18 protein-coding genes are annotated in these 18749 nt (G+C 62.8%); 3 read left to right on the top strand and 15 right to left on the bottom strand.

Annotated features, from left to right (window positions below; genetic code table 11):
- Positions 1-251: 251 nt before the first annotated feature.
- Together KJB29_RS00220 and KJB29_RS00225 are read right to left on the bottom strand one after the other, a co-directional pair.
- On the bottom strand, positions 252-2126 hold the full coding sequence (locus KJB29_RS00220) for a B12-binding domain-containing radical SAM protein (protein ID WP_004514106.1): 1875 nt from the start codon (positions 2124-2126) through the stop codon (positions 252-254).
- A 57-nt stretch (positions 2127-2183) separates the two neighbouring features.
- Complete coding sequence (locus KJB29_RS00225) at positions 2184-2738, bottom strand: MXAN_5187 C-terminal domain-containing protein (protein ID WP_004514107.1); 555 nt, start codon at positions 2736-2738, stop codon at positions 2184-2186.
- A gap of 153 nt (positions 2739-2891) precedes the next feature.
- Here KJB29_RS00225 and glmU point away from each other — a divergent pair, with 153 nt between their 5' ends.
- Together glmU and glmS are read left to right on the top strand one after the other, a co-directional pair.
- Entirely contained in the window at positions 2892-4322 is a 1431-nt protein-coding gene (glmU, locus tag KJB29_RS00230; RefSeq protein WP_004514108.1) for a bifunctional UDP-N-acetylglucosamine diphosphorylase/glucosamine-1-phosphate N-acetyltransferase GlmU, read from the top strand.
- Between the two features lie 36 nt (positions 4323-4358).
- Complete coding sequence (gene glmS, locus KJB29_RS00235) at positions 4359-6188, top strand: glutamine--fructose-6-phosphate transaminase (isomerizing) (protein WP_004514109.1); 1830 nt, start codon at positions 4359-4361, stop codon at positions 6186-6188.
- Between the two features lie 10 nt (positions 6189-6198).
- Here glmS and KJB29_RS00240 read toward each other — a convergent pair whose 3' ends face one another.
- The 8 genes from KJB29_RS00240 to KJB29_RS00275 form a co-directional block, all read right to left on the bottom strand.
- Complete coding sequence (locus tag KJB29_RS00240) at positions 6199-6663, bottom strand: hypothetical protein (protein ID WP_004514110.1); 465 nt, start codon at positions 6661-6663, stop codon at positions 6199-6201.
- Between the two features lie 51 nt (positions 6664-6714).
- Positions 6715-7659, bottom strand: coding sequence for a D-2-hydroxyacid dehydrogenase (locus KJB29_RS00245; protein WP_004514111.1), 945 nt, complete (start codon positions 7657-7659; stop codon positions 6715-6717).
- A gap of 147 nt (positions 7660-7806) precedes the next feature.
- Positions 7807-8979 carry a vWA domain-containing protein gene (locus tag KJB29_RS00250; RefSeq protein WP_004514112.1) on the bottom strand — a complete coding sequence of 391 codons (1173 nt, stop codon included), beginning with the start codon at positions 8977-8979 and terminating at the stop codon, positions 7807-7809.
- On the bottom strand, positions 8979-9857 hold the full coding sequence (locus KJB29_RS00255; protein ID WP_215732841.1) for an AAA family ATPase: 879 nt from the start codon (positions 9855-9857) through the stop codon (positions 8979-8981). The genes KJB29_RS00250 and KJB29_RS00255 overlap by 1 nt, the downstream gene beginning before the upstream one ends.
- A 288-nt stretch (positions 9858-10145) precedes the next feature.
- Complete coding sequence (locus tag KJB29_RS00260) at positions 10146-11411, bottom strand: M48 family metallopeptidase (RefSeq protein WP_215732842.1); 1266 nt, start codon at positions 11409-11411, stop codon at positions 10146-10148.
- A 14-nt stretch (positions 11412-11425) separates the two neighbouring features.
- On the bottom strand, positions 11426-12154 hold the full coding sequence (locus KJB29_RS00265; protein ID WP_215732843.1) for an OB-fold nucleic acid binding domain-containing protein: 729 nt from the start codon (positions 12152-12154) through the stop codon (positions 11426-11428).
- A 124-nt stretch (positions 12155-12278) separates the two neighbouring features.
- Positions 12279-13391, bottom strand: coding sequence for a cyclic di-GMP-binding domain-containing protein, MshE-related (locus KJB29_RS00270; RefSeq protein ID WP_215732844.1), 1113 nt, complete (start codon positions 13389-13391; stop codon positions 12279-12281).
- Between the two features lie 62 nt (positions 13392-13453).
- Positions 13454-14218 (bottom strand): J domain-containing protein, encoded by a 765-nt coding sequence (locus KJB29_RS00275; RefSeq protein WP_215732845.1) that lies wholly within the window; start codon positions 14216-14218, stop codon positions 13454-13456.
- Positions 14219-14462: 244 nt separating this feature from the next.
- Between KJB29_RS00275 and KJB29_RS00280 the strand changes: the two genes are divergently transcribed.
- Positions 14463-14825, top strand: a complete 363-nt coding sequence (locus tag KJB29_RS00280) for a hypothetical protein (RefSeq protein WP_215732846.1) — start codon at positions 14463-14465, stop codon at positions 14823-14825.
- 12 nt (positions 14826-14837) lie between these two features.
- On the opposite strand, the gene KJB29_RS00285 is transcribed toward KJB29_RS00280, so the two are convergent.
- The 5 genes from KJB29_RS00285 to KJB29_RS00305 form a co-directional block, all read right to left on the bottom strand.
- A complete protein-coding gene (locus KJB29_RS00285; protein WP_215732847.1) occupies positions 14838-15239 on the bottom strand; it encodes a PilZ domain-containing protein in 402 nt (133 codons plus the stop codon).
- 137 nt (positions 15240-15376) lie between these two features.
- Positions 15377-16234 carry a patatin-like phospholipase family protein gene (locus KJB29_RS00290; RefSeq protein WP_215732848.1) on the bottom strand — a complete coding sequence of 286 codons (858 nt, stop codon included), beginning with the start codon at positions 16232-16234 and terminating at the stop codon, positions 15377-15379.
- Positions 16235-16381: 147 nt separating this feature from the next.
- A complete protein-coding gene (gene hypE, locus KJB29_RS00295; protein WP_215732849.1) occupies positions 16382-17392 on the bottom strand; it encodes a hydrogenase expression/formation protein HypE in 1011 nt (336 codons plus the stop codon).
- 37 nt (positions 17393-17429) lie between these two features.
- The gene (hypD, locus tag KJB29_RS00300) at positions 17430-18521 is read right to left on the bottom strand and encodes a hydrogenase formation protein HypD (protein ID WP_215732850.1); all 1092 of its coding nucleotides are present in this window, start codon (positions 18519-18521) and stop codon (positions 17430-17432) included.
- Complete coding sequence (locus KJB29_RS00305; protein ID WP_215732851.1) at positions 18518-18748, bottom strand: HypC/HybG/HupF family hydrogenase formation chaperone; 231 nt, start codon at positions 18746-18748, stop codon at positions 18518-18520. Before KJB29_RS00305 ends, hypD begins: the two co-directional genes overlap by 4 nt.
- Position 18749 lies beyond the last annotated feature (1 nt).

Here is an 18749-nt window from a genome sequence, read left to right on the forward strand (position 1 = left end):
AAAGAATGTCTCGACTCACCAGATTAACTTGTTCGACAATGCCAACCAAAACCATTTCAATGGATTAGCAAGATGCCGAACAATCGGAAAATAAAACGATATTCTAAATATTAAAAGTCATTCAATGAATAAGTATCAATCTCGGGGATAGTAATACCCAAGGGGGGAAAATGCAACAAAATAGTATACTTTTTTTATACATAGAGGCAATCGCAGCGGCTTAAACACGACATAACATTATCCCTGCTGCGTCAGGGGCAGTTCCGTACCGTGACAATCCCCTCCGCGGCGGCAAATTTGAGGAATTCCGCTGCCCCCTCTCCGGAAAGGGCGAGTCGCGCAACGACATCACCGGCCCGGCAGCAGCCGTCGAGCCCCTCGAGAAGAAGGAAATAGGACTCCAGGAGAGATTCGGTAAATATGTCGTTGCCGCGGGGATAAATGACGGCCCATGACGGACTGGGCGAGAAACATGCACAGATTTCCCGAAGGTCTGCGTTGCCCGCTTCCAGCAGATCGGTGATTTCATAGGAGAAGCGGGCAAGCCTCGTGGATGGAGCAAGACACACTACCTGATCGAGAATATTCAAGCCGGCGAGGCTGCGGTCGGTGGGAAGCTCCGGCGGCGGCGCCAGAAGCGCCGCCGCGTAATGATAGTGATAATCGACCAGGTCGAGAGCCACGGGGAGAAGACGACGCACCCGCCGGTCGGCAAAGATGTGGGCAAGAAACGAGCGCTGCAGCGACCAGATCGCCTCGTCGCCCAAGGCCTCCTCCCGGGCTTCAATCCCTTGGCGTGCGAGCCATCCGCCGAAGGCGTCGAGAAACTCTGCCGGCGTCAGGGAAAGGGGGGCAATGACGCCGTTGAACCAGGCGACCGCTTTTCCCCGGCTATAGAAGATGTCGCAGGCTCCGGCAAGGCGGGCGGCACGTTTCATGTCCGGGGCCGGAAACGTCGGGGTGGCGGTAAGCGCGTAGGGGGGCGCCGGAAGGTGGTCGAGCCCTGCCTGAGCCGCGCGGGCGGCAAGGGGGGTGCCGGGGAGAACGGCAAGGGGGAAGATGTCCAGATGGTTCGGGTAGAGGGCGAGGGCGAAGTCGAGGGATTGCCTGAAGCCTGCGAGGGAGTCGCCGGGGAGTCCGTAGATGAGATCAAAGCCGAAGACGGCCCCGCTTTCGTTGAGAAGCGCGACTCGTTTTCGAAAGTCGTCCGGATCGAAATGCCGCCGTATCCCCTTGAGGATGGCCGGGTCGGCACTCTGGAGGCCGATCTGGAGAGAGCAGGTAATGCCGGCAAAAAGCCGGGCCATCTCCCGGTCCAGAAACTCGCTCCGCACCTCGAAGTGGAAGTGGATATGGGGGGCGCGCTTGCGGATCATCCGCAGGATCGTCTTGGCCCGCTTCGCATCGACGTTGAAGGTGGAGTCGAGGACAAACACCTGGGGGACGTTGTGGCGGACGAGAAAATCGAGCTCCGCGTCGACCCGCTCCAGAGAGAACCGCCGCACCCCCTTGGTCCCCTTGTAGTCGAAGCAGTACTCGCAGGCGAAGTCGCACCCGCGGGAGAGTTGCCAGAGAAGCCCCCCGTAGCGCCCGGGCTCGATGATTCCCGACAAAAAGGGGGACGGAATGGTGTCAAGGAGCGCCACCGGCTTCTGGGGCCGGCTTGCCAGTTTTCCATCGTCAAGCCAGGCCGTCCCCGGCGCGCCACGGAAAGGACGCCCGTCGGCAAGCCGGGCCGTCACCTCGAGAAACGGCACCTCCCCCTCGCCGAGGATGAGAAAATCGTACCCCCCCCCGGTGAGCGTTCCGAGGGGGTCTGCGGTTGCCTGGGGGCCGCCGGCGAAGATGGTGATGCCGGGACGGTTCCGCCGAAGCTCCGCCGCAATCCGCCCCGACTCCTCGGTGTTCCAGAGATAGAGGGAAAAGCCGACCGCATCGGGCTCGTGGGCAAGAATCTCGGCAGCACAGACGTCGGCTGGCGTTGAACGCAAAAAATCGCAGAGCGTGACAGCAACGCGGGCGGCAAGCTCCTCGTCGGTGCCGAGGTATGCCTTCAGGAACGCGTTGGCGAGAGGGACGGCCTGGGGAGAGGGAACTGGGTGGATGGCGGCAAGGACGACCTTCACGGACTCCTCCGGGGGTAAAATGAGACCACTCCGCCAGGAATGGCATGACGGTGATGGTTAGGATGACCGACGGGGCCTGGCCTTGATCTTGGGGACGCCGTTTTCGATGACGATGCGGAATTCCACCCGGTCGGTGCCGTATTTTGCCACGATCGCCGGCTTCTGCTTTTCAATGGCGGAGGCGACCATATCCCTGGTCACCGTCTCGACGGGGAGGTTGCAGGAGCGGCGCGCCTCGATGAACTGGCGATAGAGCTCGTCCGCCTCGTCGTGGGACGGGGACGGAGAGGCGTCATTCTTGGCAGCTTGGGCGGGACGTTCGTGCATGGCCATGCGGAACCGGTCCCGGGAGTACTTTCCCTCCTCCATGAGCCGGAGGATCCGGTTCCAGTACTGCCGGTAGGAACCCAGCTTTGCCACGAGGGAGTTGTACTTGAAGTTCAGCATGGTGTTGACGATCTTCACGCTGACGTACTTGCGCGCCAGCCGGTCGACCGTCTCGAGCAGGCGCAGGGGCTCCCGCTTCTCAAGGCCGAGGAAGTACTGCTCGTACTTGATGATCAGCTCATTGAGGCACTGCTCGAACTGGGCTATGTCTTCCGGAATTCCCATAGGTTCTCCGGGTTCGACTATAGACAGAAACCCCCCTCGGTGTAAAGACGAAAGCTTCCCGTTGCACCCGTCTATTCGCTTGACGTCCGCGCGGGGCATCGTATAGAGTAAATGGTTTCAAATCCAATGATTTCTCCTCAAAGGAGGGCCGTCATGGGCGATCTTGCGGCGATAATCCTTGCCGCCGGCAAGGGAACGAGAATGAAATCCGATCTGGTCAAGGTGATGCATCCCCTGGCCGGCGCACCGATGGTCGCGTGGCCAGTGGAGGCGGCCCGGCAGGCGGGGACGTCCCGCATGGTGCTGGTGGTCGGCCACCAGGCGGACACCATTCGTGAGCACTTCGCAGGAACAGAACAGGTAGCCTTTGCCCTCCAGGAGGAACAACTCGGCACCGGTCACGCCGTGGCCAGCGCCGCCGCGGCCCTCGACGGCTTTACGGGGAGAGTCCTCATCCTCTGCGGCGACGTCCCCCTTATCCGGCCCGAGACGCTCCGGGGGATGATCGACGCCCACGGGGCCACCGGTGCGGCCCTCACGGTCCTCACCACGCGTCTTGAAAACCCCTTCGGCTACGGCCGGATCATCCGCGGCTTTGACGGCCGGGTCATCCGGATCGTCGAGGAGAAGGATGCGACTCCCGAGGAGCGGGGCCGCAGAGAGGTAAACGCCGGCATCTACTGCGCCGAGGCGGCGTTTCTCTTCGACGCGGTCACGCGGATCGGCAACGACAACGCCCAGGGGGAATACTACCTCACCGACATCGTCACCATGGCCAACGAGCAGGGGCTCCGCTGCACCGCCCATCCCGTGGCCGACCCGGTTGAGGTCATGGGGGTGAACGACCGGGCCCAGCTGGCCGAAGCGGGGCGGTTTGCCCGGCAGCGGATCAACCGGGAGCTCATGCTCGACGGCGTGACCATCGTGGATCCGGCCGCCACCTACATCGACCGGGGGGCTGTCGTGGGGCGCGACACCACGGTCCATCCGGGAGTCCACCTCTCCGGCGAGACCCGGATCGGCGAAGGGTGCACCATCGAACAGGGGGCCGTCATCAAGGGGAGCACCCTCGGCAACGGCTGCGTCGTGGAACCGGGGGCCGTCATCCGGAGCTGCCGCCTCGGGAGCCACGTCATGGTGAAGGCCGGCTCCGTCATGGAGGATGCGATCATCCACGACCACACGGCCATCGGCCCCATGGCGCACCTCAGGCCCGGAACCGAACTCATGGCCCACGTGAAGATCGGCAACTTCGTCGAAACCAAGAAAATCACCATGGGCGAAGGCTCCAAGGCCTCCCACCTCACCTACCTGGGTGACGCCTCCATCGGCAACAACGTCAACGTTGGATGCGGCACCATTACCTGCAACTACGACGGGGTGCGCAAGCACCGCACCGTCATCGAGGACGACGTCTTCGTGGGAAGCGACGTCCAGTTCGTGGCGCCCGTCACCGTCGGGCGGAACTCCCTCATCGCCGCCGGCACCACGGTGACCCGGGATGTCCCCCCCGACTCCCTGGCCATTGCCCGGGCCCCCCAGGTGAACAAGGACGGGTGGAAACTCAAACAGCGGGATCAGTGACCCCTTTTTATCCATTTACTAACGGAGATTGAGACTATGTGCGGAATCGTCGGCTATATCGGCGCCCAGGAGGCGACACCCATCATCCTCGACGGACTCAAGCGCCTTGAGTACCGGGGGTACGACTCCGCCGGGGTCTGCACCCTCGATGCCGGCCGGGCCAAGGTACGGCGGAGCGAAGGGAAGCTCTTCAACCTGGAGCGTCTCGTGGCGGCCCAGCCCCTGCTGGGGCGGATCGGCATCGGCCACACCCGCTGGGCCACCCACGGCAGACCCTCCGAGATCAACGCCCATCCCCACCAGGCGGGCTCCGTCATCGTGGTCCACAACGGCATCATCGAGAACTATCTGGAGTTGCGGGAACGGCTGAGGGGAACCGGCCGGGAGTTCCTGAGCGAAACCGACACGGAGGTGATTTCCCACCTCATCGACGAGAAGTATGGGGCCTGCGGCGACTTCGAGCGCGCCACCCGGCAGGCCCTGGCGGAGCTGCGGGGGGCCTACGCCGTCTGCGTCCTCTGCGAAAAGGAACCGGGGGTCCTCATCGCCGCCAAGCAGGGCTCCCCCATGGTGGTGGGGCTCGGCACCGGCGAGTTCTTCGTGGCCTCGGACATCCCCGCCATCCTCTCCCACACCCGGGAGATGGTCTTTCTCGATGACGGGGAGATGGTCGTCTTCCGCGACGGCACCCCCTCCTTCAGCCGGGTGAGCGGCGAGCCGCTGGAAAAGGCCTCCCGCCACATCGACTGGTCTCCCCTCATGGCCGAGAAGGGGGGATACAAGCACTTCATGCTCAAGGAAATCTTCGAGCAGCCCCGGGCAGTCCGCGACACCATCGCCGGCCGGCTCCGGGAGGAGCAGGGAGATGTCTACCTCGAAGACCTGAAACTCACCGATGAGGAGCTCAGGGGCATTGACCGGATCTGCATCATCGCCTGCGGCACCTCGTGGCACGCGGCCCTGGTGGGAAAGTTCCTCCTGGAAGAACACTGCCGCCTCCCGGTGGAGGTGGACATCGCCTCCGAATTCCGCTACCGCAACCCGGTGGTGAACGACCGGACCCTCATGGTTCTCATCTCCCAGTCGGGAGAGACCGCCGACACCCTGGCCGCCATGCGCGAGGGAAAAGCGCGGGGGGCCAGGAACATCGCCATCTGCAATGTGGTTGACTCCTCCATCGCCCGTGAGGCCGCGGGGGTCGTCTACACCCACGCGGGACCCGAAATTGGCGTCGCCTCCACCAAGGCATTCGTTACCCAGTTGGTGGCCCTCTACCTCTTCACCATCCGGCTCGGCCGGGCACTGGGCACCCTGGACCAGGCCAAGGGGCGCGCCATGATCGGCGAGCTCGTGAAGATCCCCGCCCTCCTCGAAAAGACCCTGGAGATGAACGACACGGTGGAGAAGGTGGCCCGCCGCTACATGAACGCCCGGGATTTCCTCTACCTGGGGCGCGGCGTCTGCTACCCCATCGCCCTGGAAGGCGCCCTGAAGCTCAAGGAGATTTCCTACATCCACGCCGAGGGATACCCCGCCGGCGAGATGAAGCACGGCCCCATCGCCCTCATCGACGAAAACATGCCGGTGGTGGTCCTCGTGCCGAAGAACTCCACCTACGAGAAGGTTCTCTCCAACATGGAGGAAGTCATTGCCCGGGGGGGAAGGGTCATCGCCATTTGTTCCTCCGGCGACGACGGCGTTAGCCAGAAGGCTGAGGAGACCCTCGAAGTCCCCTCAGACGGCGAGGAACTGGCGACGATCCTCTTGTCGGTCCCGCTCCAACTCCTGGCGTACCACGTGGCCGTTCTCAAGGGAACCGACGTGGATCAGCCCCGGAACCTGGCCAAGAGCGTGACCGTGGAATAGCGGTTGACTACTAGAAACAGCCAAGCTGGCACTGCCGGATCTTATACCTCTTGCTATTGGCCGCGTTCGCGACGGACATCGGCTTTACGTTCAGTTCGTTGGCGAGGGCGAAGACGTTGGCGCAGGTGAGCGCCCCCTTTTCCTCAAGATCCTCGACGCGGCTGGAGACATCTTCGCTGACCGGCTCTGTCGCCGAGCCCAGGTGCGAAGTCTTGGACACCGCGAAGCAGGCGAGTTGACAGTCTGTCACGCGGATGCCGAGCTTGTCGATCATCGCCCCCACATCAAGGCGGGAAACCCCCACGTTGCCGGCCACCTTCCAGCCTGCCGGACAACTCACGTATCCGTCTTTCACGGCCGCTTTCACGGCGCTTTCCAGCTGTGCCAGGACTTCTTCGGAGAGATTACTCGGGTTTTCCGGCAACGTGATCCTGCCGCTCTTTTTCTTCCGGTCTGCATCACAAAAGTCGCGCATGGCAGTTCTCCTCTGAAATAAATCTACTCCTCTTGCTTGTAACGTGTTGCTTTACGCGTTCTGCGGCGCACCCTTCCGCAGGGTCTCTAGCCACTCCTGAATAAAGAGGTCGAGGTACTCCCGGCTGATGGCGCTGGAATGGGGCGTGATCAGGACGTTGCGTTGCTCCCAGAGAGGCGAGGAGGCCGGCAGCGGCTCTTCGGCAAAGACATCCAGACCGGCACCTGCCAGGCGGCCATCCTCCAGGGCGGCCACAAGGTCTTCCTCCCGGTAACAGTTCCCTCGACCCAGGTTGTAAAGGTAGGCTCCCGGCCTCATGGCATTGAAGTGTCGTGCGGTGAAAATACCATCGGTTGCCGTCCCGCCGGGAAGCAGCAGAACCACATGATCGGCTTCAGGCAACGCCTCCTCCAGCGCGTCAAAGGAGATCACCCTGTCGACACAAGGGCTGCCCGCAAAGGATTCCGGGTTGCGCTTGACCCCGGTTACGTGCGCACCGAAGGCTTTGAGCAGTTCCGCCATGGACTGCCCCAGCGCCCCCAAACCTACGATCATGACCCGCTGGCTGAAGAGGCCGACACAACCGCTGTAGTCCGGACGCCCCCACATCCGGCGGCCCTGATCTTCAAGCGACTGGCCGAGGCGCCGGTTGAAATAAAGCATCATGGAGAGAAGACTCTCGCGCATGATACGACCGTGGAAGCTGCCATGACAGGTCATCACCCTCCCTGACGGGTCTGCCGCAACCCAGTCACGGCCGGCGGCAGGAGTGAAGAGTGCCTTAAGCCGGGGAGCGGTCGCATACCACTCGGGTTTGAAGACCCACACAAGGGCATATTCGGCATCGGGAAGCCGGTCCATGAAGTCGCTGTCGCTCGCCGAGACGGTAATGGCCACTTCCGGGAGTGCTTGGCGTATCTGCTCGACGTGACGTGGCTTCAGGGTGAAGGCGTCAATGTTGTTGTGCAGATGGATAAGGAGATTGCTGATCTTCATGGGTGCGTTTCGCTCTCAGAAACCGTCGGTCTTATCAATGCGTTACAGGAGTAACGACTATATCGATTCTGGCAGGCGTGGTCAATCTGCTGCGGCAAATCAGTACCCTCTTGTTTTCTCGGAGATATATGTGCCCCCCTCGTGCCGCTACCGCAAGTGCCGCACTGCCCGCGTGAGCCCTTCCAGCGTGAGGGGGAACATGGGAAAGAGACCTCCTACCACGGGGACGGTCTCGTAGTGCATCCAGGAATTCTCGGGAAGCGGGTTCATCCAGGCCCGCCGGCCGAAGGCGTCGGCAAGCTGGCGGAGCCAGTCCAGGCCGGACATGGTGCCGGCACGATACCGCTCCAGAATGCCGGAAGGGCTCATCAGTTCGTAGGGGGCCATGGCCCCGTCGCCCACGAAGATGAGTCGATACTCCTTTCCGTACTCCCTGATCACCTCGGCCGTGGGGATGGATTCGTCGGAATCGAGGTCGACATAGAGGTCCTCGTAGACGCAGTTATGGAAGTAGAATGCGCGGAAATCCCTGAAATGGTTGAGTCCGTGGGCCGCGGAAAAGAGCCGCTCCGACAGGGCCCTGAACGGCTCCATGGAACCACCCGAGTCCATAATCAGCAGAACGCGCACCTGGTTCTCCCGCTCGCGGGCAAAGACCAGATCGATCTCCCCGGCGTTCCTGCAGGTCCTGTCGATGGTGCCCTCAAGGTCGAGATGTTCCTCGGCACCGCATTCCCTCAGATCGCGCAGACGCTTCAGTGCCACGCCGATCTGGCGCACATCCAGGGTCAGATCATTGCGCAGGTTGCGGTAGCGCCGGCCAAAGGCCTGGAGCACGGCCCTTCCCCCGCCCCCCTCGGCAGCGAAGGATATCCCGGAGGGGTGGTTGCCGCCGGCGCCGAAGGGGCTCGTCCCACCGGTGCCGATCCACTTTTTCCCGCCGTGGTGGGCACCGTCCTGGGTACGCAGCCGCTCTTCCAGCTGCCGCAGCAGTTCGTCCAGGGAAAGCGCTTCCAGGCGGGCCAGCTCTTCCTCTGAAAGACGCCGCGGAGCCTGCGCATCCCGGAGCCATTCCAGGACCTTCTTCCTGGTGGCAAGATCTTCGGGTATCGGTGCATCCTTGAAGCAGTAGGCGAAAGCCTGGTCAAAGGCGTCGTAGTGGGCGACGTCCTTCACGAGGAGGCTGCGGGAGAGGTAATAGAAGTCCTCGAGGCTCTGGTTGTGGAGCCCATTGGCAAGCCCCTCCAGCAGGGTAAGCCACTCGGTGAGGCTCACCGGCACCTTGAGCGCCCGCAGTGAGTGGTAGAGAGCCAGAAACATCAGCGGAAAAAGCGGCGGCCCGCGGTGCGGACATCTGCCGACCGGCTGGCGTGGTGGGCGAGGATGTCGGCATCCTCCTGTATCTTGACGAGGGCGCCCAGAAACGGCACCGATTGGAGCGCGGGAGTCTCCTCCTCCGGCAGCCGCGCGCCGCTGGCCAGCAGCACCCGGATCCAGTCCAGCAGCTCCGAGGTGGAAGGGCGCTTGCGCAATCCCGGCACCTCGCGCAGACCGTAGAAGACCTTGCAGGCACTCCTCATGAGCTCGGCGGGAAGGTCGGGAAAGTGGACATCGATGATGGCGCGCATCTGCGTCTCGTCCGGAAAGTCGATGTAGTGGAATACGCAGCGGCGCAGGAACGCGTCGGGAAGCTCCTTCTCCGAGTTCGATGTGACGATCACCACCGGACGATGGGCGGCCGACACCCATTCGTCGGTCTCCAGTACGTGGAAACGCATCTCGTCCAGCTCGAACAGCAGGTCGTTGGGAAACTCTATGTCTGCCTTGTCCACCTCGTCGATGAGGAGCACCACCCGCTCCGCGCTCCCGAAGGCCCTTCCCAGGGGGCCGAGCTTGATATAGTGGCGGATGTCCCGGACGTCTCCGTCACCGAAACGGGCATCATTCAGGCGCTGGACCGTGTCGTAGGTATAGAGGCCGTCGCGGGCCTTTGTGGTGGACTTCACGTTCCACAGGATGATCTCCATCCCCAATGCCTTGGCGATATGGTAGGCGAGAAGCGTTTTTCCCGTGCCCGGCTCCCCCTTGAGCAAAAGCGGCCGCTCCAGGGCAATGGCTACGTTGACCACGTCCTGGAGCGCCCTGGAGGCGACGTACCCCTCGGTACCGCAAAATTGATGGAACGGGGGATTGCTCATGGTGCTCTCCTTGATTGGCTAGTCGTGCCGATTGCGTGCTGTCGTATTTTGATATAAAAGTACCATTTTACCGTTTTACTGTCAACATAGGCGCTCTCGTCGTCCTTTCCATGTTCCACCTGATGAAGGCGGCCTTCGGTACGTTGCCGCTCCTGCGGCAAGCCCCCCTTTCCGCCACACCTCGTTGTAAAATTATAATTAGCCTCAGTGAATGGCAGATCGTTCGAGATTCATTCAACCACAGCAGTGACGGCTCGCCCGGGACCTGAATTATGAAAAAATTTCCGATTACATCGTGGTCTCTCCCGCTTTTCCTGCCGGAGGCATGGCGGCCCTCAGCCTGCCCACCCGCTCAACCACGGGAGGATGGGAATAGTAGAACGCCGCATAAAGGGGATGGGGGTGGAGATTGGAGAGATTCTCCGTGGAGAGCTTCACAAGGGCTGAGGCCAAGGCCTCCGCATCCCCCGTAATGTCGGTGGCGAAACGGTCCGCCTCCCGCTCGTGGCGGCGGGAGAGCCAACTGGAAAGGGGGGTGAAGGGGAAGGAAACGATGGAGCCCAGGAAGCCGAGGATGACGAGTCGCGCCGCGAAGGAGGCGTCCGTCAGGCCGATGAGCCCCGGAAATCCCTCCCATCCCGTGAGTTTCCAGGCAAGCCACGAGCCGGCCAGGGCACCGGCCTCCGTGAGGATCAACCGCCGGCGGATATGCCCCTTCTTCCAATGGCCGATCTCGTGGGCAAGGACCGCCAGAATCTCCCGGTGGCTCATCTGGCGGATGAGGGTGTCGTAAAGGACGATACGCTTTACCCGGCCGATGCCGGTGAAGTAGGCATTGGAGTGGCGGCTGCGCCGGGAGGCGTCCACCTGCATGACCCGGCTGACCCGCAGCCCGGCCCGATCGCACAAGGCGCGGATCTCCTCCTCCAGCCCCTCCTCGGCGACCGGCTCGAACCGGTTGAAGAGGGGCTCGATGACATAGGGGGCGAGGTACATGAGGAAGAGGGATACCAGGGCGAAGAACCCCCAGACCCAGAGCCACCAGAAGCGGGGGCTCCACGCCACGAGGACGAAGGCCCCGGCCACCAGGAGACCCGTCAGCACCACCGAAAGAAGGGTCGACTTTGCCAAGTCCGAGAGCCAGAGGCCGGGAGTCGTGGTGTTGAAGCCGTAGCGGACTTCGAGGCGAAAGGTCCCGTAAAGGTCGAAGGGGATGCCGAGGAACGTCTGGATGAGGGTGAGACCTAGGAAGAAGAGGACACCCGAGAGAACGAAGGAGCCTCCCAGGGAGGCGACCCACCGGTCATAGGCCGGCAGAAGCCCGAAGAGGAAAATAAGGAGGAGCGCTGCGTCGAAGAGGGACTCGGCGAGCCCCAGGCGGCTCTGGTCAAGGGTATAGGCAACCGTTTTGCGGAGGGTTTCCGGCTCCACCGCCCCCTCGAAACCGGAGGGGACGGTGGAGCCGTACCGTTTCAGATGGCGGAGATTCAGCGTCCGAAGGAAAAAGCCGGCGCCAAGGGTAATGAGGTAGAAAAGGATGATGACGGCGGTCATGGAGGAGGAGAGCGTCAGCGCTTCACGGTCCCTTCCTCGATGATGACCTGATACCGGTAGCCGCCGCCGAAATCCTTGTCCTTGCGGAGGGTGCCGGTGGCGGTCACCACGTCACCCACGGCCGGAAGATCCTGGGTGGTGACGGTCAGGTCGTTGGTTCCCTTCTTGGCATCGCCGCTACCGTCCTGGAGGTGGACCCAGTTTTTCCCCATGATGCCCGCGGACACCCTCATGACCTTCCCCCGCACGGCCACGGGTTTTCCGTCGAGGCTCCCCCTCTGCTCGTAGGTCTCGGCGATAGTGTGGGCGTTGGGGCTGGCAGCTTTCTCAACCTTCACCTGTTTGGCCGGGGTTACCACGACCCCCTTGCTCCCCGGAGAGCTCTTACCCGCCGTGCTTTCAACAGCCGATGCGAGACCCTCTGAGAAATAGATGCTCTCGAAGGTGCGCTTGAGGGCCTTACTGGCGAAGTTCTTCATCTCCATCCCCGGCTTGAGGGTAATCTCTCGGCCCACCTCCACGGGGGTTTCGGGGATGGCCGCCCACATCTTCTTCCCGTCCCGCTCCAGGAGAAGGTAGGTGTACCCGCCGCTCGCCATGGTTTCCGCAACCTTCCCCGCCAGGGGAACGCCTGCCGGGGCGGTGGCCCCTCCCATGGAGGACGCGCCGGGACCGAAGGCGTGGGCACCGAGGGGGAGCGAAAGGGCAAGCGCGAGGGCTGAGATGCTGAGTGCTTTGTTCATCAATGGACTCCTTCAATAATGAGTAATCGATCCCTTCACCGGAGGGGAAGGGAGCAGTGGATTTCAGACTACCCGCTTCAGAAAAAAGAGACAACCCCCCTTCTTCAGGGGGCGCCTTTTTCCGTCACGTCATCAGGATCTTGTTTTTCAGGATGAGAACCTCGAAGGCAAGGACCCCCTTGCGGGCAACAACCTGGAGGCTCTCCTGCCTGGCGCCGAGGAGCTCCACCCCACCCACGGCGCAGAGGATGGCCACCACCCGCTTGTTCATAACCAGGGGAACAAGGATCATCCCCTCGGGCTTGTCCCCCCCCAGAGCCTTCAGCAGCCTGAGGTTTGCGGGAGTACCGGCCACGGGACCATGGTAGAGGACCCGGGCCTTGGTCACCGACAGCATTACTGACGGCTCGTCGAGGCCGATTCTCAGTTCGTCGAACCGGGGGACCGGGTTTCCCCCATCGAGAGCCATCCACCCCGCCACGGCATCCCGGGTGACGAGGAGGAGCGCTGCCCGGCCGAACTCCTGACCCACGTAGTTCAGGATAGCCCGCGCCACCGCATCCCGGTCAGGGGCATCGACCAGCTCGCGGGAGAGGGTGTCGATGGTGTGCCGCTTGGCGGCTTCGATCCGGGGAGTGTCGTACCCCCCCTCTCCCCACGGGAAAAATTCCTCCCCCTCCGCGGGAAGCGTCGAAAAGTCGATCACCTCGCGCGGAGCGGCGATGGCCGCGTCAGCGGGTTTCGGCTGGTAGCTGCAGACCCTTCTCCCCCCCAATCCCTTCGACACCGGCAGATACCGCAACTCCCGCTTGATGCCGTAGTACTTTTCGAGGGCCATCAGGAGCCTGATCTCCGGGGCCACCAGCGGCACGATAACATGGCCGGTCCTAAAGGCTATCTGATCAATGGCGGGAAGATCGGACGGATCGGCCATGACGAGGAACAGCCGCCGGTTCTCCAGTCTGAGGGGGACCACCTGGTACTGCTCCACCACCTCCAACGGCACCGCCTCTATAATGGCAGGGGAGATGTTCATCAGCTCGTCCGGGTCGACGCAGGGGACCCGCAACTTCTCACTCAGGACCCTCGCCAGTTCCTCCTCGTCGATGCATCCCATCTCGACAAGGTTCGTTCCGAGCCGTCCTCCGAAGATGACCTGGCTCCTCAAAGCCTCATCAAGCTGGTCCGGCGTGATCCGGCCTGCCTTGACCAGCATTTCTCCAAGTCTAAGCGCCATACGGTGCGTTTACCTCCTGATTCTGAGCGCCTTCGCGACGCGTCATGATAGAGAGCCGCGGATCAGTGAGCCAATGGCGCCAGCGGGGCTGCGGGCGCATGGGGAGCCGCGGGTGCCACCGGCGCCAGGGGGAGAGCCGGTGCCCTCGGAGAAGGCGGTTCATGGGAAGCCGGCGCAAGACCTTCGCCAACGGGGTCCCTGTCTCCCCCGCGGGGGAGGGGCCAGCCGCCACCAACCGCTCCGCCGTCATTACCCCGGGGGGAAAAGACTTCCCCTTCCCCGGCCGGTGCAGACCGCTCCACACCGATCATGGCGCCGTCCACCACAACGACTGCCAAAGCACAGAGGCAAAAGCCGAGATAGAGATTTCTCACCGCCAGATTGCCGCGGCCCGCCAGATTGTAGACCAGGGAGAAGAGGGACGGTATAAGCGCCATCTCAACTCCGTAGATCCAGGCGTGGATCGTCATCCCATGCCGGAGCAGCCCCAGCAGGGCACAGCCAAGCACAACGACGCAGAATACACAATTCGGGACAGAGCGAAAAAAGCTCCCGGCCGGCGAGGAAAGGCCCCGATCATCCCCCTGCACGCGATGGCCGGCCGCCATCTCTCCCGATGCACGCATTTCATGATATGAAACGATTGACCGATGGGCCTCGATGACGAGACGCAGCCGTTCCTCGGCTCGCCGCTGCATGACGGGGTCGGCGGAGAACCGGTCGGGATGCCACGCTGCAACCTGGTCGCGAAAGGCACGTTTTACCTCCGCGGGACTCGCGCCCGGCTTCAACTGCAACAGATCAAAGGCACGCTGCACATCGTTCATGACACACTAACCATCCCCACCTCAACGAGCGAAAAGCTCCCGTTCACAGGCAAGCAAATTACGAGCCAGCGAGAAAGCACTTTTCGCTCCGCGCATCCGGTGACATCTCCCAAAAGTGCTGTACTATTACTATACAACATTATTGCCGCCAGCCAGTAAAGTCACGGATCGGGAGACGCCACGAACCATCATTGCTCCTGGCACTGTGTGGCTGACATGGCCAGGCGGCGGAAGAGGAGGAGACATGACAGGACGTGAGATTGAAAAGGAAATTCGCAACGGGAGGAAGGCTGACCAACCGTTTATCAAGTGGTGCCGGAAGGAGAACGACTTTGTCGACTACGAACTCGTTGACAGCTTCCTCGCCAGGGTGGGGAGCGGCGACGAGTTCGCCAGCTACGAACTCCTGACCATGGACCAGATGTGGAATGTGCTCAAGGAGTTCGACCCGAAAGGGGTATCGCGGGGGGAAAAAGGGGGCGAGGAGGTTATCTTCTGGGAGCAAACGCTGGCTGATGGTACCACCAAGAACCGGGCCTGCCCCTACACGCCCGACTCGCTCATCTCGGTCTTTGATGCGGTCACCAAGGGAAACCCGGTGGACTGATAGAGGCGGTTGCTATGACGCGACCGGGGGGTTTTTCAGCGTTTCATCCTCGGCCGCGTCGTTGTTTTCCGCGTAGCCATAGAACTCCTCGATCACCTGCCGGCGGTCGCCGCCGGCGGATGACAACACGTCGGAGCGGACCAGGGAATCGATGTCTATCTTGCGGAAATTGAGGCCGATCCCCTGGTCGGTGGCTCTCACCACATTGGCCTCAAGGCTGAAGGAAAGCTCCGACGACGAGCCCTGGAAAAACATTGCCACATCCACCTTCTCATGGAGGGGAATCTTCTGGTCGGTCCTGACGAAGAGCCCCTTCAGGCTCAGATTCTCCACCTCGCCCCTGAAGGTCAGGTCCCGATGACGGACAACGGCCTCGGTACGGAGGTCAACCCGCTCGAACTTTCTCTTTTCCACCCTAACTCCTCCCTTGGTCACTCTCGACACTGAACACTATATCTATCGGCAGGCGCGGCGCAATCTTTAGCAAAAAAGAGGGATGAGGGCATCCTAACAGAAATTCTCCGGCAGAGACAACGGAAACCTTGTCGTCGTCAGAACCCTCCCTTGTAGCGAAGGTACTTGGCCACCTGGTGGTATCCCTGCTCGAAGAGAAATTCCTTTTCCGCCGAACTGAGGGAAAAGGTGAGGGGGGAAACCGTGCCGCAGTGGATGGTAATGGTGTCCTTCCATCTCCCCCCCTTGAGAAATTCCCGGTCCATGGCGCCGTAAAAGATGGAGAGCAGGTCTGATCCGTAGCGCCGCAGGCTCAGAACCGACGAGGCCGGCCGGCTTATGCTCCGCTTGGCGAAGGTCTTGATGGTGAGGGTGCGTCCCGCATCGGCGCACTGCCCCTCGATGATCCCCGCCATGAGGGAGCCGTCGATGAAGACGTAGTCCCGCCCCCGGTGGGAATATTTCTTCCAGGCGAAAACCAGGGGAATCCCCATGGAAAAACGGACGGCGGCAGAGACCTTCAGGTCGGGGTGATTGTCGCCGCAGAGGAGGTGGGGGGTGTGGTTGAGAATGTCGGTGGCAACGATGCCGAGGGGGATGCGCAAGCCGTCACCGAGATGCTTCCCCCCCAGCTTTTCATCCAGCCACCGTTCCAGGGCGTCCCCCCGGCAGACCCCCATGCCGGCCAGGGCGCCCCGGGGCGAAAAGTCCCGGAATGCCCCGATATCGGTGTCGAGGGAGAGGCGGTGGAGCTCATCGGGAGAGTACCCCGCGGCGTAGAGGGCCGCCACGACGCTCCCCCCCGAGGCGCCTATGACCTTCCCCACGGGAATCCGCAACTCCTCCACCGCCTTGAGGGCGCCGATAAAGGCGGGACAACGGCTGCCGCCGCCGATGAACATGAGGGTCACCGGGCCGTTGGCCGGCGCGGGTGACGTGGTGTGATGGTAAGGCATGGCGTTTTCCTCCGGAGATACTTCGACACTTCAGGTCACAATTCATAGATAGCACAAATTTCATCGATTGCCGCCACTTGCCGTGCGGAACGAAGCAGGCAGAGCCCCTGCGGAAGATGCCAACCGGTGACGGCGCCGGCCACCCCTTCAGCAGATGCGGGGAAGCTGCTCGCCGGCCAGCATCTCCACGGCCCGCATCCCCCCCACGGCGGTCTCCATCCGCACCCGTGCGCCCTCGTCGGATACGGAGCCGATGATGGCGGCATCCCTCCCGAGGCGATGCCCCTTGATGCGGGCCAGCACCCTCTCCGCGGCCTCGGGGGCCACCACGGCCAGAAGCTTCCCCTCGTTGGCCACGTAGAGGGGATCGAGACCGAGGATCGAGCAGACCCCCTTCACCGCTCCGTTGAGGGGGAGGGTCTCCTCCCGGAGGGTAATAGTCTTATCGGACTGAAGGGCTATTTCCTTGAGGGTCGTGGCGACTCCCCCCCGGGTCGGGTCCCGCAGAACGTGGACCGCGTCGCCCCCTGCAGCGATGATCTCGGCCACAAGACCGTTCAGGGCCGCACAGTCGCTCTGGATGGCGGTCTGCAGGTCGAGCCCCTCCCGCTGTGCCATGACCGCGATGCCGTGGTCGCCGATGGTGCCGTTGATGATGACCACGTCGCCGGCCCGGGCGTTGGCGCCGTTAATGGCGAAATTGTGCTCCACGGCCCCGATGCCGGAGGTGTTGATGAAGATCCGGTCGGCCTTCCCCCGGGGGACCACCTTGGTATCGCCGGTGACGATCCTGACCCCGGCGGCGTCGGCAGCACCCCGCATGGAGGCAAGGATCCCGGCCAGTTCGGTCCGGCTGAACCCTTCCTCGACAATGAGGCCGGCGCTGATGAAGAGGGGGCGCGCCCCCATCATGGCCAGGTCGTTCACGGTGCCGTTCACGGCCAGGCTTCCGATGTTGCCGCCGGGGAAGACGATGGGGTCCACCACGTAGGAGTCGGTGGTGAAGGCGAGTCGCTGGCCGCCATGCTCCACCAGCGCCGCGTCGTTCTGGCCGGCGAGGGGGATGCCCGAGAGGGTCGGTATGATGAGGTCGTCCAGGAGTTGGTGGGAAAGCTTCCCGCCGCTACCGTGGCCCAACAAGATGAGGTCTTTGTTCACAGGGTTCTCCGATGTGCCATGTGTTCTTTATTGCTGGTCACTGCCCGTACTTGTATGCCGCCGCGCAGGTTCCCTCGGAGGAGACCATGCAGGCCCCCACGGGGGACTCGGGGGTGCAGGCGCCGCCAAAGAGGGGACAGTCAGCCGGGGCCGCCTTCCCCTTGAGGATCTCGCCACAGAGGCATCCCGCGTGTTCCCGGGTCTCCTCCACCGCCACGGGAATTGCCTTCTCGGCGTCAAACACGGCATAGGCGTCGGCGATCCGCAGGCCGCTCCCCGGGATGACCCCGATGCCGCGCCAGGGGACATCGCAGGGGGTGAAGATCTCCCGGATCACCTCCTGGGCCTTGCGGTTCCCCTCGGGCCGCACGACACGGCTGTACTGGGTCTCCACCCGGCTCTCCCCCGCCACCACCTGGCGGACGAGCATCTCGACCCCCTGCATGACGTCCGCGGGCTCGAAACCGGTGATGACGCAGGGGATATGGAACTCCTCGGCCAGGAAGCGGTAGATCTCCGGCCCGGTGATGGTGCTCACGTGGGCGGGGCAGATGTAGCCGTCGATCTTCAGCTCCGGGTCGGCGGAGAGGACCCCCATGGGCTTGGGCATGGTCTTGTGGGCTGCCAGCACGAAGTAGTTGGCGAGCCCCTGTTTCTTCGCCGCCAGGATGCTCCCGCCGATGGCCGGGGCCGTGGTCTCGAACCCGACGCCGAGGAACACCACCCGCTTCTCCGGGTGTGCGGCCGCCAGGGCCACGGCGTCCAGGGGGGAGTAGACGATCCGGATGTCAGCCCCCCGGGCGCGCTCCTCCTGGAGGGACGACGTGGAGCCGGGGACCCGGACCATGTCGCCGAAGGTGGCGACAATAACGTCGGGGAGCCGGCAGAGGGCCACGGCCCGGTCCAGGTACTCGTTGGGGGTGACGCAGACCGGGCAGCCGGGTCCGGAGATGAGCCGCACCTGCGGGGGGAGCAGCGTGCGGAGCCCGTACTGGTAGATGGCCATGGTATGGGTGCCGCAGACCTCCATGAAGGTCATGGGCTCCGTGCGTCCGGCCGCGTGCTCCCTGATCCGGGCGGCAAGGCCCAGCACCACGTGGCGGTCGCGGAACTCGTCCTGGTATTTCACGCCATGTCCTCCGGCCGGAACACTTCCCTCATCAATTTCAAGGTTTCCAGTGCTTCTTCCTCGTCCAGCTTCGAGATGGCAAAGCCCGCATGGACGATGACGAAATCCCCTTCCTTCACCTCTTCGTCGAGGAGCATGAGGCTCGCTTCTTTCCTCACTCCGTCGATCTCGGCAACGATGTCACCGTCGCCGACGCTGACCACCTGCATGGGTACTCCGAGACACATA

The organism is Geobacter grbiciae (genome assembly GCF_018531165.1).
GTDB lineage: Bacteria > Desulfobacterota > Desulfuromonadia > Geobacterales > Geobacteraceae > Geobacter > Geobacter metallireducens.